This is a genomic window from Nicoletella semolina (assembly GCF_004345745.1).
Classification (GTDB): Bacteria; Pseudomonadota; Gammaproteobacteria; order Enterobacterales; family Pasteurellaceae; genus Nicoletella; species Nicoletella semolina.
In genome coordinates this window covers 55,646-71,258 of sequence record NZ_SLXJ01000011.1, presented here as the reverse complement: position 1 = coordinate 71,258, position 15,613 = coordinate 55,646, and the positions used below count along the sequence as shown (strand labels likewise).

14 protein-coding genes are annotated in these 15,613 nt (G+C 39.4%); 10 read left to right on the top strand and 4 right to left on the bottom strand.

The window, feature by feature from the left end:
* Nucleotides 1-773: 773 nt before the first annotated feature.
* On the top strand, nucleotides 774-2,099 hold the full coding sequence (locus EV693_RS07560; RefSeq protein ID WP_132501760.1) for an anaerobic C4-dicarboxylate transporter: 1,326 nt from the start codon (nucleotides 774-776) through the stop codon (nucleotides 2,097-2,099).
* Between the two features lie 55 nt (nucleotides 2,100-2,154).
* Here EV693_RS07560 and EV693_RS07555 read toward each other — a convergent pair whose 3' ends face one another.
* Nucleotides 2,155-3,003: a co-chaperone YbbN gene (locus tag EV693_RS07555; RefSeq protein ID WP_132501759.1), complete on the bottom strand. Its 849-nt coding sequence runs from the start codon at nucleotides 3,001-3,003 to the stop codon at nucleotides 2,155-2,157.
* A gap of 149 nt (nucleotides 3,004-3,152) precedes the next feature.
* A complete protein-coding gene (gene mdh / locus EV693_RS07550) occupies nucleotides 3,153-4,097 on the bottom strand; it encodes a malate dehydrogenase (protein WP_132501758.1) in 945 nt (314 codons plus the stop codon).
* Nucleotides 4,098-4,368: 271 nt separating this feature from the next.
* Between mdh and argR the strand changes: the two genes are divergently transcribed.
* The 9 genes from argR (at nucleotide 4,369) to adhE (ending at nucleotide 12,433) form a co-directional block, all read left to right on the top strand.
* Nucleotides 4,369-4,830 carry a transcriptional regulator ArgR gene (gene argR / locus EV693_RS07545; protein ID WP_132501757.1) on the top strand — a complete coding sequence of 154 codons (462 nt, stop codon included), beginning with the start codon at nucleotides 4,369-4,371 and terminating at the stop codon, nucleotides 4,828-4,830.
* Nucleotides 4,830-5,729, top strand: a complete 900-nt coding sequence (locus EV693_RS07540) for a TIGR01777 family oxidoreductase (protein WP_132501756.1) — start codon at nucleotides 4,830-4,832, stop codon at nucleotides 5,727-5,729. Before argR ends, EV693_RS07540 begins: the two co-directional genes overlap by 1 nt.
* Nucleotides 5,726-6,412: a nicotinamide riboside transporter PnuC gene (pnuC, locus tag EV693_RS07535; RefSeq protein WP_132501755.1), complete on the top strand. Its 687-nt coding sequence runs from the start codon at nucleotides 5,726-5,728 to the stop codon at nucleotides 6,410-6,412. Before EV693_RS07540 ends, pnuC begins: the two co-directional genes overlap by 4 nt.
* 99 nt (nucleotides 6,413-6,511) lie before the next feature.
* The gene (hda, locus tag EV693_RS07530) at nucleotides 6,512-7,222 is read left to right on the top strand and encodes a DnaA regulatory inactivator Hda (RefSeq protein WP_132501754.1); all 711 of its coding nucleotides are present in this window, start codon (nucleotides 6,512-6,514) and stop codon (nucleotides 7,220-7,222) included.
* Entirely contained in the window at nucleotides 7,223-7,870 is a 648-nt protein-coding gene (gene ccmA, locus EV693_RS07525; RefSeq protein ID WP_132501753.1) for a cytochrome c biogenesis heme-transporting ATPase CcmA, read from the top strand.
* 26 nt (nucleotides 7,871-7,896) lie between these two features.
* Complete coding sequence (gene ccmB / locus EV693_RS07520) at nucleotides 7,897-8,556, top strand: heme exporter protein CcmB (RefSeq protein WP_132501752.1); 660 nt, start codon at nucleotides 7,897-7,899, stop codon at nucleotides 8,554-8,556.
* Nucleotides 8,557-8,632: 76 nt separating this feature from the next.
* Complete coding sequence (locus tag EV693_RS07515; protein WP_132501751.1) at nucleotides 8,633-9,370, top strand: heme ABC transporter permease; 738 nt, start codon at nucleotides 8,633-8,635, stop codon at nucleotides 9,368-9,370.
* 13 nt (nucleotides 9,371-9,383) lie between these two features.
* On the top strand, nucleotides 9,384-9,593 hold the full coding sequence (gene ccmD / locus EV693_RS07510; protein ID WP_132501750.1) for a heme exporter protein CcmD: 210 nt from the start codon (nucleotides 9,384-9,386) through the stop codon (nucleotides 9,591-9,593).
* A 221-nt stretch (nucleotides 9,594-9,814) separates the two neighbouring features.
* Nucleotides 9,815-12,433: a bifunctional acetaldehyde-CoA/alcohol dehydrogenase gene (gene adhE / locus EV693_RS07505; RefSeq protein ID WP_132501749.1), complete on the top strand. Its 2,619-nt coding sequence runs from the start codon at nucleotides 9,815-9,817 to the stop codon at nucleotides 12,431-12,433.
* A 96-nt stretch (nucleotides 12,434-12,529) separates the two neighbouring features.
* Here the strand turns inward: adhE and rlmKL are convergent, their stop codons facing one another.
* On the bottom strand, nucleotides 12,530-14,689 hold the full coding sequence (rlmKL, locus tag EV693_RS07500; RefSeq protein ID WP_132501748.1) for a bifunctional 23S rRNA (guanine(2069)-N(7))-methyltransferase RlmK/23S rRNA (guanine(2445)-N(2))-methyltransferase RlmL: 2,160 nt from the start codon (nucleotides 14,687-14,689) through the stop codon (nucleotides 12,530-12,532).
* Between the two features lie 148 nt (nucleotides 14,690-14,837).
* Entirely contained in the window at nucleotides 14,838-15,611 is a 774-nt protein-coding gene (locus tag EV693_RS07495) for a TatD family hydrolase (RefSeq protein WP_132501747.1), read from the bottom strand.
* Between the last annotated feature and the right edge of the window lie 2 nt (nucleotides 15,612-15,613).

Here is a 15,613-nt window from a genome sequence, read left to right as displayed (position 1 = left end):
ATTCAAATAAACTAATTCAAGTAAACTAAAGCAACTAAACCCCTGAGAGGAATCTCGGGGGTTTTTTTATACTCTATTACCTTATCTTAGCCTCTCTCATTTATTACATTGTTTTGATTTCACTTCCTATTGACATAGGAAGTGAAATCATTTTTGGATAACGATATTGTACGCCAGCAACAAGTTGTTCAACAATGAGCATACCAAAGAACAAATGCTAAGAAGTGCAAAGGCACAAGTAGCAACAAGCTGAATTTCAGCAATTTTCTAATGCGGTTAATTCTCAGTTTTACAAGGCATTACAAGAAATATACGTTCATCTTGTCAACCTATCGGATAGGGTTGGGCGGCAGGTTGTTTGTCTATGTTATTGTTGGGGTTAATGCTTATCTTAACTCGTTAGCTGAGTTTTATAGAATTACCATCACAATAATTTATATAAAACAGGTGAGAATTTGTTTATTGAAACGCAGTTCTGTTATGAATTTGCTAATCACGATGAAGCCACTCTTTCTTACGAGCAGTATTCTTGTAGTAATAAGTTGATTTATTCTCAAATAATCAAACGTGTGATGTGAAATGAGTATTTAAATAATGATATTTTGCTGTGAATCTAATATAACTATCAAACCTCATACTTTTCTTATTGCAAAAAACGATGAAAAGATGTCCCTTATGTTGACCAAAAGAGCAAATATTTGATTTAGATAAAAATATTCTTAATTGAATAAGTGTAGAATCTAATTAGTCATCTATTAATATCTAAGGTCTTTATGCTTTATTTAGAATTTTTACTCCTACTTGTATTTTTGTATGCTGGTAGTCGCTATGGTGGCATAGGATTGGGGGTTGTATCGGGTATTGGTCTGGTGATTGAGGTTTTTGTGCTTAGAATGTCGCCTACCTCGCCGCCAATTCAAGTGATGTTGATCATTCTCGCTGTTGTAACCTGTGCTTCAGTTTTGGAGGCCGCTGGTGGGTTGAAGTTTATGCTACAAATGGCAGAGCGTATTTTGAGAAGTAATCCTAAACGAGTGACTATTTTAGCACCCATTGTTACTTATACAATGACATTGATGCTTGGTACTGGACACGCAGTTTACTCTATTATGCCAATTATTGGTGATGTTTCGCTTAAAAATGGGATTAGACCAGAACGTCCAATGGCAGCGGCTTCCGTTGCCTCTCAATTAGGAATTACTGGTAGTCCGATTTCGGCCGCTGTGGTCTATTATTTAGGGCAAATTACGGAATTACCTGCTTTTTCTCAAGTAACTTTATTAAATATCATCTTTGTTACGATTCCTGCGACTTTGTCAGGTGTGCTAGCACTTTCTTTATACAGCGTAAAACGAGGTAAAGAATTGCAAGATGATCCAGAATACCAAAGACGTTTGGCAGATCCAATGTGGAAAGATCGTATTCTAAATACCACCAATACTTCTTTAAATGAGCAACTTCCTGTTACGGCAAAATATGCAGTCTTGTTATTTTTGCTAGCACTCGTTTTCATTGTAATTATTGCAATTTTCCCTGCTGTTCGTACGATTAATAGCAAAGCTATTCCAATGAGTGCAGTAATACAAATGGTAATGTTAGCATTTGGTGGGATTATTTTGCTTGCAACCAAAACTGATGTTCAAAAAGTACCAAATGGTGTCGTCTTTAAATCTGGTATGGTTGCTGCGATTGCTATTTTTGGTATTGCTTGGATGAGCGATACTTATTTTACCTATGCAATGCCTGCTTTTAAAGGAAGGATTACAGAAATAGTGAACACATACCCTTGGACATTTGCCTTTGCACTGTTTGCGGTTTCGGTGGTGATTAACAGCCAAGCTGCAACGGCTCGTATGCTATTGCCAGTTGGATTAGCAATGGGATTACCTGTGCCGTTATTGATAGGGTTAATGCCTGCAACTTATGGTTATTTCTTCATTCCTAATTATCCATCTGATATTGCAACCGTGAATTTCGATATTTCGGGTACAACAAAAATTGGAAAATATTATTTCAATCACAGTTTTATGGTGCCTGGTCTAATTGGTATTGTTGTGGCTTGTAGTGTGGGGGTTACCTTGGCTAACATCATTATCTAATTTGACAGTCCCGAATTTTCGGGACTTATTTTTCGAGAGTTACTTTGTATTGCCTTTAGTACAGTAACGAATAGAACTGTCTGCGAAATTTACCAACAATAGGATCATTATGACCAATTGCCGCAGTGATCGATAAAAATTGGTTTTTGATTTCGCCATTTCCAGCGGCTAGATCTTTTTTTAGCCAATCAAGTAATAAATTAAGTGCCTCTTCATTACGGTGTGTTTGATGTAATTGATTGGCGAGTTTTATCGCAATTTCAGGGCTTTTATTTTTCTGATAATCTGCTTGGAGTTGTTGAATTTCAGGCGAGTCTGCTGCTTGCTCTAATAACTCAATTTGAGCCTGTAGCCCATTCCAGCGACTGTCTCTATCTTGCAGTGGAATCTGACTTAAGATTGTTTTAGCTGCTTCACCATTTTTCATCGTGATGTAAGTTTCGGCATAAAGCAGGGCAAAATCGCTATTTTTCTGATTAGTTAATTCCCACGCTGTTTTTAATAAGGGAAGAGCTAACTCATATTGTTCACTTGCTAAATATTCTAGTGCTTGATTAAATTTCAGCTCTTCTTCTTTCGGTAAGATGTTATTTAATCTTAAACGCAGTTCTTGCTCGCTGACTAATCCTTGAATTGCATCGACAGGCTGTCCGTCTTTAAAGAAATAGCAGCTTGGGATCGCTTGAATACGAAACTGAGCGGCAATCATAGGTTGTTCATCGCAATTGATAATTGCTAATAAAAATTGTTGCTTAAATTCATCAGACAAATGACGTAGCATTGTTTCCATTTGAAGTGCCTGTGGTTCATTTGGAGACATAAAATGGAAGACGATAGGTGTTTCACTCGCCATTTGAATAACATCATTGAAGTTATTTTCATTCAGATTAATGATTGGATTCATTTGCTTTCCTTGTTTTCTTTCTTGATTGCAAAATTATACACATAATTGACCGCTTGGGCGTTTTGAAAATAGAAAATCTAAGAAGCTATAGCTTATTTAGCTGACGTGAGCTTCTTAGATTTTTAGTAGAAACGACGATTTATAATCGTTTAACTGTTTACAAATTTCTCGCCTAATTCAATATCTTCTCTAAGTGTTGGTAGCATTGCTTCAATGGCATTTTTCTCATAATCACTTAATTCGCCAATATCAAGGAGTTTTTTTATTCCTTCTATACCTAATTTCACAGGCTGAGCGAAGAAACGTGCGTATTTCCCATCGCCTTCAACATAAGCAAATTCGATAGTCTCCTCGCCATTTAGTCCTTTTAGAACAGAACGAGCAAAACGAGCGGCGGCTTGTGCCATTGAAAGGGTGGCGGAGCCTCCGCCTGCTTTGGCTTCCACTACCTCAGTTCCTGCATTTTGGATACGTTGTGTTAGTTTCTCAATTTCTTCTTGACTAAAGTTGATTTTATCTTCTTCTGTTGCCTGAGAAAGCAAAGGCAAAATGGTTACGCCAGAATGACCGCCGATAACAGGGACTTTTACTTTATCAACATCTTTACCCTTTAATTCTGCAACAAAAGTTTCTGAACGTAGTACATCTAGAGCGGTTACCCCAAAAAGCTTGCGTTTATCGTATACGCCCGCTTTTTTTAATACTTCCGCTGCAATGGCGACGGTTGTGTTCACTGGGTTTGTAATAATACCAATGCACGCTGTTGGACAAACTCGTGCAATTTTTTCAACTAAATTACGCACAATGCCAGCGTTGATATTGAAAAGATCAGAACGATCCATACCAGGTTTGCGAGCAACACCTGCAGAAATTAATACCAAGTCAGCTTCTTTTAATGCTTCGCTTGGGTCATCGCCACTCACGCCAATTACTTTAACCGCCGTTGGGATATGGCTAATATCTACCGCAACTCCTGGGGTAACAGGAGCAATGTCATATAAAGCGAGATCTGTACCTGCTGGAAGCTGTAATTTTAACAATAATGCCAATGCCTGCCCAATACCACCTGCTGCACCTAATACTGTTACTTTCATAAATAGTCTCCTTAATAGCTAGAACTGAGTGAATAGAACTTAATGGATCAAGATTTTAGCCTTCGATAGAGTCAGTTTAGGCAAACTGGTAAAAATATTCAAATAGTAAAGTTCAATTTTGCGAAGTAGTACAAATTTTTATGAAATTTTATTAACTTTTAATTGCTTTCTATATGTAAAAAGGCAGAATTGTGTAAGAGGGTAGAATTCTCTTTGTTTTTTCGACAGAATTTTTAAGAGATAGATAGTTAGAGAGGTTGAATAAAGCGTGATGGAAAAAATAGGATCTTTGACCGAGGCGTTTAAATTATTATTAAAAGAAGAAAAATTCGGTTCGCAAGGAGAAATCGTTACAGCCTTGCAAGAAATGGGCTTTAAGCAAGTCAACCAGTCAAAGGTTTCACGAATGTTATCTAAATTTGGTGCAGTTAGGGTGCGAAATACTCGAATGGAAATGGTTTATCAGCTTCCTGCAGAATTAGCTGTGCCGACAACCTCTAGTCCGTTAAAAAATTTGGTGATTGACATTGATTATAATGATGTATTGATTGTCGTGAAAACAAGTCCTGGGGCAGCTCAATTAATTGCAAGGTTACTGGATTCAATGGGGAAAGGGGAGGGGATACTAGGTACAATTGCAGGAGACGATACAATTTTCATTACCCCTACTCGTGAAACGCCTATTTCACAACTTATTGATAATATTACAGATTTATTTGAGACCTCCCTCTAATGCGTATTTTTATTGCAGGTGGTACAGGATTTATTGGGCAAGCACTGTGTCGAGCCTTAGTTAAACGAGGTGATCAACTGACTGTGTTAAGTCGCCAGCCATTGATGGATACGCAAGCGGTTAGATTTTGTCAGAATATTGCAGAATTCACTGATTTTAACGCATTTGATGCGGTGATTAATTTGGCAGGTGAACCTATATTTGACAAGCGTTGGGCAGTCGTACAAAAAGAAAAATTATTGAAAAGTCGTATTGGTATCACTCAGCAAATTGTACAACGCATAGAACAGAGCGAAGATCCGCCTAAGGTATTCTTATCAGGCTCTGCAACAGGGTTTTATGGCAATTTACCGAACGCAAAGATGTATACTGAACAGACCGCTAGTGGCACACATTTTGCAGCGGACATTTGCCGACAGTGGGAAAGTGAAGCAATGAAAGCAAGCCATCAGACTCGGCTGTGTTTATTGCGTACGGGTATGGTGCTTGATTCTTCTGGTGGTGCATTAAAGAAAATGTTGCCGCTATTTCGTTTAGGTTTAGCAGGAAAGATCGGAAATGGGAAGCAGTGTTGGGCGTGGATTTCATTGTACGATCACGTTCGAGCGATGTTATTTTTATTAGATAACCCAGCTTGCTCTGGGGCGTTTAATTTTGTTGCACCACAAGCGGTCAGTAATGCGAATTTTACTGCAACGCTCGCCTCCGCTCTCAATCGTCCAGCCTTTTTATGTGTGCCTGAGTTTATGCTGAAAATGGTATTAGGTGAGCGTTCGCAATTATTATTGGATAATCAACCGCTTTATCCTCAAAAATTACTGCAGGCAGGGTTCAAATTTAAAGAGCCTGAACTTGCTCCATTTTTAGCTAAGTTAATGAATAGGAAGAGGTATTTATGAATTATCAAGATATTACTGCTCAAATTAAACAGGAATTCTTTTCTGGTTGGAAACCTTTTGAGGTGGTGTGGCTGACGCTGTTTATGGCAATTCAAATAGGGGTTTACGTTTATACGCCTGATTCAGTGCTTGGAATGATTGCAGGGATCTCTGGTATTATTTGCAACGTATTTATCAGCAAAGGGAAAATCAGTAACTATTTTTTTGGGTTGATTTTTGCGTATAGCTATTTTTATGTCGCGTTGGGCGCAAATTTTTTAGGTGAGATGAATACGACACTTTATGTTTACATTCCTGCTCAATTTATCGGTTATTTCCTATGGAAGCAAAATTTGCAAAGTTCAGAGGGAACAAAATCGGTTATTGCAAAATCACTGACACTAAAGGGTTGGACTATTTTGCTGATATTGATGACTGTTGGGACGATACTATTTGTGCAAATTTTAAATATGGCTGGCGGAAGTTCGACAAGTTTAGATGGATTAACGACGATTATCGTGGTTGCGGCACAGACGTTAATGTTATTACGCTACCGTGAGCAGTGGTTATTATGGATTGTGTTAAACGTGGTTTCTATTCTCCTTTGGGCGGATAATCCATCAATGTATATTATGTATTCTGCTTACTTACTCAATTCCCTCTATGGTTATTACAATTGGACAAAACTCAAAACAGATCAATAATTTGCTGGATAAATAAGGTTGAGGGTTCTCAACCTTTGTTTTTTTCGTTATCCTGCACCATATTTTTTTATCTTATTGCCTAAAGAGAAAAAAGAAATTTTGCAATTACCGTTACCTATTCATCAGATTGATGATGATACTTTTGATAATTTTTACTCAGAAAACAGTTTATTGCTGTTAGATTCGTTGCGAAAAAATTTTGCATCAGTTAAGCAGCCATTTTTCTATATTTGGGGAGGGAAAAGTAGCGGTAAAAGTCATTTACTAAAAGCAGTCAGCAATCATTATTTAGCCAATGGGCTTTCTTCCAGTTATATTCCATTGGAAAAATCGCATTATTTTGCCCCAACGGTATTAGACAATGCAGAGCAGCTTGATGTGGTGTGTATTGATGATTTAGATCTTGTTGCAGGCAATGAAGAGTGGGAATTATCTATTTTTGATCTATTTAATCAAATCCGTGAGCAGCAAGGATTGTTTACACAGGGCAAAAAAACACTGTTATTAATCAGTGCAAATTTACCACCTAACCAGCTACCAATTAAGTTGCCTGATCTACGCTCTCGTTTAAGCTGGGGCGAGGTTTATCGTTTAGACGATTTAACGGATAGTCAGAAATGTATCATTTTGCAAGGCAACGCTTACCGTAAGGGCTTGGAGCTGTCTGATGAGGTTGCTAATTTTCTGCTTAAACGAGTTGATCGTGATTTACACGGTCTAATGACACAATTAGACGTGCTAGATCGTGCCTCTTTACAAGCTCAAAGAAAACTCACGTTACCTTTTGTAAAAGAAATTTTAGGATTATAGATGAAGAATAAATCAATACTGTCTTTGGTTAATTTGGCTTGTGAGCGGGGTGAAACTCGTTTATTTGAACACTGTTCTTGGACGATGGAAAGTGGCGAGTGGGTGCAAGTCGAAGGGCATAACGGTATTGGAAAGACCAGTTTGTTGCGTATTGTGGCAGGGCTTGCTGTGCCTGTTGAAGGGGAAGTGCAGTGGAATGGGGTGTTAATTGACAAGCAGCGGTCAGATTTTTATCAAAATTTGCACTACTTAGGGCATCAAGCAGGCATTAAGCCAGAGCTGACAGCGTGGGAGAATTTACGTTTTTTTCAAAAAACGCAATCGCTACCGATCAATGATGAAATGATTTGGCAAGCGTTGGGGAAAGTTTCGTTATTAGGGCGTGAAGATTTGCCTTGTTCGCAGCTTTCAGCAGGGCAACAACGGCGAGTAGCACTAGCAAAATTATGGCTTACATCTGCTCAGCTTTGGGTGCTTGATGAGCCATTTACCGCAATTGATAAAAAGGGTGTTGAAGATTTAATTAGCCACATAGAGCGGCATTGTATTCAAGGTGGAATGGTAATTTTTACCAGTCATCAAGCAGCACAAAGCCGTAAAGTTCGTACGGTATCTTTAGATCAATTTAAAGTGAATCAAATGGATTAGGCAGATAAATAGGATTAGAGATAAGAATGATTTTGACGATTATCCAGCGTGAGCTAACGATTGCTTTTCGCAAACCTGTGGAAATTTTAAATCCATTATGGTTTTTTCTGATTGTTATCACGTTATTTCCACTGTTGATGGGACCTAATCCTGAGCTGCTTGGCAAAATTGCATCAGGTATTGCTTGGGTCGCCGCATTACTTTCAGCATTGCTCTCTTTTGAGCGACTTTTTCGAGATGATTATCTTGATGGCTCATTGGAGCAATTGATGTTATTACCTGTTTCTCTGTCAAAAATTGCACTTGCCAAAGTGTTGGCTCATTGGATTTTAACGGGGCTGCCGTTAATTTTACTTTCACCCATTACGGCAATTTTGCTTTCACTGGAAATACACGTTTGGTGGGCGTTGGTACTGACTTTATTGCTTGGTACGCCTATTTTGAGTTGCTTAGGGGCAATTGGTGTAGCATTAACTGTTGGTTTACGAAAAGGCGGAACACTGCTAAGTTTGCTGATTTTACCTCTTTTTTTGCCTGTGCTGATTTTTGCATCTGCTGTATTGGAAGCAGCCACTCTAAATCTTGCTTATAGCGGTCAGCTTGCGATTATGGGTTCAATTCTTGCATTGACGCTTACTTTTTCGCCTTTTGCGATTGCTGGGGCATTGCGAATTTCAATGCAATAAATGATGGATAATAGGTTTAGGGCTTGCGTCTGCAAAAATATAAAATGCTTTATATTCAGTTAATTTGGAGAACGTTATGTGGAAATTTCTTCACCCTTATGCAAAATCGGAAACACAATACCGATTGCTTGGGAGAATTCAGTCAACCATAGGTTGGCTAAGTCTGATTTTGCTGTCAGTAGCATTTATTTGGGGGTTAGGTTTTGCCCCAAAAGATTATCAGCAAGGTGATAGCTATCGGATTATTTTTATTCACGTTCCTGCCGCAATTTGGTCAATGGGCGTTTATGGCTCGATGGCGGTTGCTGCATTAGTGGCATTAGTATGGCAAATTCGCCAAGCCAGCCTTGCGATGATCTCAATGGCACCGATCGGAATGATATTTGCTTTTATTTCGCTTGCGACAGGGGCAATTTGGGGGAAACCTATGTGGGGAACGTGGTGGGTGTGGGACGCTCGATTAACCTCCGCATTGGTACTGTTTTTCCTATATTTAGGGGTAATGGCACTCTATTCTGCTTTCCAAGATAGAGCGATTGGGGTAAAAGCTGCTGGTATTCTTTCGATTGTTGGCGTAGTTAATTTGCCAATTATTCATTTTTCAGTGGAATGGTGGAATACCCTTCATCAAGGGGCAACTATTACAAAATTTGATAAACCGTCAATGGCAGTTGAAATGCTCATTCCATTATTATTAGCAATTTTTGGCACGATGTTGTTTATGATCTGGTTGAGTATTGTACGCTATCGTTCTGCTCTGCTTTATGATGAACGTAAGCGTCCTTGGGTAAAAATGTTGGCTCAAGCGGTCTAATTTGGAGAAAAATATGCAGCTTCAGTTTCAATTTCAGTCAATAGCTGATTTCTTTTTAATGGGTGAATATGGTTTTTTTGTATGGCTGTCTTATGGTGTTACTTTTTTCATCTGTGGCGGATTAATTTGGCAGATCTTGCGTGAGCCAAAACAGATTCTCAAACAAGTTAAAAAAGAGGCTACTCGTGAGCAGTTAAGGAAAAAAAACCGTCAAAACCAATAGTCATAGACGATTAAAAAAGTAGCGGTTAGTTGTAATTCTTTCTTTATAAACGTCAATTTTAGGTTATTACAATGTAATCAAAGTATCACTAAAATGATAACAATTATCAAAAAATTGATATAGATCATAATCTCTTGAAACTACAAGGCAATTTAGCAGAAATTTTCTAATAACTGGGTGATAATCGCAGCTAGTGAATATTTAATTAAGAGGAAATTTCTATGACCCAACAAGCAAAAAATGCTCAATCTTATGATGCAAGTGTTGAAGTTAATCAACTGGTTGAAAGAGGATTAAAAGCATTGGAGGCTTTCCGCCAGCTTAATCAAGAACAGATTGATTATATTGTCGCCAAAGCTTCCGTTGCTGCTCTCGATAAACATGGTGTGCTAGCACTGCATGCTGTCGAAGAAACTGGGCGAGGGGTATTTGAGGATAAAGCGACGAAAAACCTATTTGCCTGTGAGTATGTGGTTAATAATATGCGGCATTTGAAAACAGCAGGTATTATCAGTGAAGACGATGTTACAGGCATTACCGAAATCGCTGATCCTGTTGGTGTGATTTGCGGTATTACCCCAACCACCAACCCCACCTCAACCACTATTTTCAAAGCCTTAATTGCCCTCAAAACTCGAAATCCTATCATCTTTGCTTTTCACCCTTCCGCCCAACAATGCTCCGCCCAGGCCGCCCAAATTGTGTATGATGCGGCGGTCGCTGCTGGTGCACCGCAAGATTGTGTACAATGGATAAAAACTCCTTCAATGGACGGCACATCGTTGTTAATGAAACATAAAGGGATTGCGACCATTTTGGCAACAGGTGGCAATGCAATGGTGGAAGCGGCCTATTCTTGTGGAAAACCTGCATTGGGGGTTGGGGCAGGAAATGTGCCTGCTTATGTAGAAAAAACGGCAAAATTAAAACAAGCAGTATATGACCTTGTGATGTCGAAATCGTTTGATAACGGTATGATTTGTGCATCAGAACAGGCTGCGATTGTTGATCAAGAAATTTATGACGATTTTGTCAAAGAAATGCAGTCTTATGGTGTTTATTTGGTCAATAAAAAAGAAAAAGCGTTGTTAGAAAAATATATCTTTGGTGTAGATAAGGCGGATAAAAGTAGTTGTTCAGGGGCAAAGTTAAATGCTGCTGTGGTGGGAAAATCGGCGGCTTGGATTGCTGAGCAGGCTGGCTTTAGTGTGCCAGAAGGCACCAATATTTTGCTCGCAGAGTGTAAGGAAGTAGGGGAAAATGAGCCACTTACTCGAGAAAAATTATCACCCGTGTTAGCATTATTAAAATCCAACTCCACTGAACACGGATTATTGTTATCAGAAGCGATGGTGAATTTTCACGGTTTAGGGCATTCTGCGGCGATTCATACTCAAGATAAACATCTTGCAAAAGTGTTTGGCGAGCGTGTGAAAGCGATCCGTGTTATTTGGAATTCTCCTTCAACCTTTGGGGGGATTGGCGATGTGTATAACTCATTCTTGCCTTCTCTGACTTTAGGTTGTGGTTCTTATGGAAAAAATTCCGTAGGGAATAATGTAAGTGCGGTGAATTTAGTCAATATTAAACGCATTGGCAGACGGAGAAATAATATGCAGTGGTTTAAGGTGCCTTCTAAAATCTATTTTGAGCGTGATTCGATTCAATATCTCAAATCAATGCACGATGTGCATAAAGTGATGATTGTAACAGACCGATCAATGGTAGATTTAGGCTTCGTTGATCGCATTACGGAGCAATTGCGTTTGCGTCGTAATCAGATCACCTATCAACTTTTTGCTGATGTAGAGCCAAATCCAAGCCTTGAAACCGTTAAGCGAGGCACAGAGCTAATGCGGAGCTTCCAACCTGATACGATTATTGCGTTAGGGGGCGGATCGCCAATGGACGCAGCGAAGATTATGTGGTTGTTCTATGAGCAACCAGAAGTGGATTTCCGTGATTTAGTACAGAAATTTATGGATATTCGAAAACGAGCCTTTAAATTCCCTCAACTTGGGCGTAAAGCAAAATTTGTTGGGATCCCAACCACATCAGGTACAGGATCTGAGGTAACACCATTTGCGGTGATTACCGATGGTGAGATTAAATATCCTTTGGCAGATTATTCCTTGACGCCAACGATAGCCATTGTTGATCCAGCGTTGGTGATGTCTGTACCAGCACAGGTCGCAGCGGATACAGGGCTTGATGTACTGACTCACGCAACGGAGGCTTATGTGTCAGTGCTTGCTAATGATTATACTGACGGTCTTGCATTACAAGCGATTAAGTTAGTATTTGAAAATCTTGAAAAATCCGTTAAAGAGTTTGATGAGCTAGCACGTGAAAAAATGCACAATGCTTCTACAATGGCAGGTATGGCATTCGCTAACGCATTCTTAGGTATTTGCCATTCAATGGCACATAAAATTGGTGGAAAATTCCATACTGTTCATGGTCGAACCAATGCGATTTTATTACCGCACGTTATCCGTTATAACGGTACTCGCCCAACTAAAGTGGCAACTTGGCCTAAATATACCGATTATGTCGCCGATGTGCGTTATCAAGATATTGCCAAAATGCTAGGTTTGCCAGCGAAAACCCCTGCTCAGGGTGTCGAATCCTTTGCCAATGCGGTGTATGATTTGGCGGTGCGTTGTGGTGTACAGATGTCCTTGCGTGAACAAGGGGTTGATGAAAAGGCATTTTTGGCTGCTCGTCGAGAATTAGCTCTAAATGCGTTTGAGGATCAATGCACTCCAGCTAATCCTCGCTTAGCTTTGGTGGGTGATATGGAAGAGATTATGACGAAAGCCTATTACGGCAAAGAGTGATTTGATTAAATAACGAGTAATACATCGCCTGCGAATGGGTTGTTTTTAGCTTTCGGATATTTTGTAGGGACGCACTGTGTGCGTCCATGTTTCTATTTACTGCTTTTTAATTATCCAACAATTGTGAATGTGTGGGTTTCGTTCAAAATCAAGTGGTAAGGTTTTATGCGAAATGTTTTCTGCATTAAGCCCTAATTTCACGAGTCCATCAAAATCCATTTTAAATCCTCGTTTATTGTTCGAGAAAATAATCGTGCCATCATCGGTTAAAATTCGTTTGAGTTGCTGCATAAGCGAAATGTGATCTCGTTGCACGTCCCAGCTGTTTTCCATTCGTTTCGAGTTGGAGAAGGTTGGCGGATCGACAAAAATTAATTCAAAACGCTCTCGGCATTCAGTCAGCCACTGCAAACAATCAGCTTGAATAATGCGGTGTTGTTTACCATTTAAATCGTTGAGATCTAAATTTTGTTCAGCCCAATTGAGATAGGTGTTTGACATATCGACTGTTGTGGTTGATTTTGCCCCATTTAGTGCAGCGTGAATCGTTGCAGAGCCTGTATAAGCAAAAAGATTGAGGAAAGTTTTGCCCTTTGCCATTTCCCCAACCATTTTGCGAGTTAAACGGTGGTCAAGGAATAAACCCGTATCAAGATAATCAGTCAGATTAACCCACAATTTTGCACCGTATTCATTCACATAAAAATAGTCGCCTTTATTGGCCAATTTTTCGTATTGATGAGTACCTTTTTGTTTTTGGCGAACTTTTAATACGAGTTTATTTGTTTCTATACCTGTGACATACAAGGTGGCAGATACTGCATCAAGCAAGCGTTGGCGAGCTTTTTGTTCGTCAATATTTTTAGGGGCAGCATATTCTTGTACCACAATATGATCCGCATAGCGATCGACGGCTAGATTGTAATCAGGTAAATCTGCATCATATAAACGATAGGCTTCAAGCCCATTTTGTTTCGCCCATTTTTCAATTTTCTTAATATTTTTCGCTAAACGATTAGCAAAATCAGGGGCAACGTTTTGTCCTGCGTGTTCAGCCTGTCCGATGTTGCGGTTATCAGGATTGTCTAACTGTACTCGTTCACTTAGTTGATAATTTTTTTGCACACAATCAAGCGGTCCGTTTTTGGCTTTAAATTGCCGATGTGAACGTAAGCGTAGGCTGTTGAGTAACTCAGGTTCACCACTGAAAATAGACACATTCCAGCCACTAAATTGCTGTTTTAGACGCTGACCAAAGGCTGAATAGAGGGCAATCAATGTGGGTGTCGTGCCTAAACGCTCGCCATAAGGAGGGTTACAAATTACTGTTCCCATTTTATCAGAACAAGGATTAGTTAAATAAGCCACATCACCTTGCTGCCATTTGATTAGATGTGCGACGCCTGCATTTTTCGCATTTTGCTTCGCTTTAGTTAAGACTCGAGAATCAAGATCAAAACCGAAGAAGTTACAGGCTTGTTTGTCATCAATGGTGCTAGCAAGCGATTTAACATTGGCTTTGGCTTGCTCAACGACTTCTGTCCAAAGCGATTGATCGTGTCCTTTCCAACCGTAAAACCCCCAATGCTGGCGAGATAATTGCGGTGCAATATTGGCTTGCATTTGTGCTGCCTCAATCAATAACGTGCCAGAGCCGCACATAGGATCGACTAATGGTGTACCTTTTTGCCACCCTGCTCGAACCACGATTGCCGCTGCCAACGTTTCACGCAGTGGAGCTTTGCCAGTTTCTTCTCGGTAGCCACGAATATGTAACGCATCGCCACTCAAATCAAGGGAGATAACTACGTTTTCACGATCTAAATAAACGTGAATGCGAACATCAGGACGAAGTTTATCTACGGTTGGACGAGCAAATCCTTTGCGTTCAAAATAATCCACAATACCGTCTTTGACACGCATTGCTCCAAATTGGGTATGACGAATATCTCGGTTTGTACCATTAAAATCGACAACAAAAGTATCTCTGGGATCGAATAAATCTAGCCAGTTGTAGGCAACAACAGAGGCATAAAGATCCGTATCACTAAAAATTTTGGTGTGGATTAATGGGAATAAAATGCGTGAAGCAAGGCGACTATGTAATAAAGCGCTATAAACGCCTTTTTGAGTGGTGGTGAAATGTACGCCACCTTGGGCGACTTTACACGCAATATCAGGGAAAATTTGTTCTAGCTCGGTTTTTAATAATTCTTCAAAGCCCCGTGCTGTCGTGGCAAAATAGGTAGTTTTCATTTGATTTCCTTTTTGGATTTCCCTTCAAAAATGCAGTTTTATTTTTTAGATTGTCTGGAATTATAGCTTAATCACGTTACAAGCGGTGGGATTTTGCGATAAATTTGCAACGATTGTATTAGTTGATGATGACTGTTGTCTATGATTGCTATTTTGTGATAGTTTTGGTTAGGGGTAAGCGATAGAAACTTAATATATTTTCCCGCAGCTGGCTGGCACAAGACCGATAACTAATCCCTTTTAATTCAGCGATTTTATGAATCACTGCTTGAAGTTGTTGGTTTATTGTTGAGGACTGAAAACCTTGATGTTGCCAAGGCGAATCTGTTTCAATTAGTAAACGTGCTAGAGGGAAATAACTGACCACTCTCTGAGTTTTTGGATTCCATTGTACATCGGGGGTTATGCTGACAACATATTGCGTTGCTAGAAGTGCCTCTAATGCTAAATCTGATCCTTTAAACCAATGAAAATGTGCTCGTTTAATATGGTGTTTTGCTAACAAATCTAGCACTAAAAACGTATCGTCATATACGATATGTAAATTAAGTGGTAAATCATAGTGCTTGCTTTGGATAATAAATCCTTCTAGTAGCTCAAGGTAAGGTGTATAGTCAAGGTTTGGTTGTTTTTGTTTGCGATAATGGGGTAATCCGATCTCACCAAGAACGGTCAGCTCTGATGAATTTTTTACAATCCAATCAAATAGTTCATTCTGCACACTTTTGCTCGGTAAAGGTTGCTCTGGGTGAAAACCCGCACCGATAAAAATTTTAGATTGTGATTTTTTTAAAGAAAGTAACCGTTGGCAACTTTGGAGATTTGTTGCAACGGCAATCACAGCATCTAAACGTGAATCACTGAGAATGCTTGTAATTTGTTCATCAGAAAATTGATCTAGGTGAATATGGCTATCTATCATTA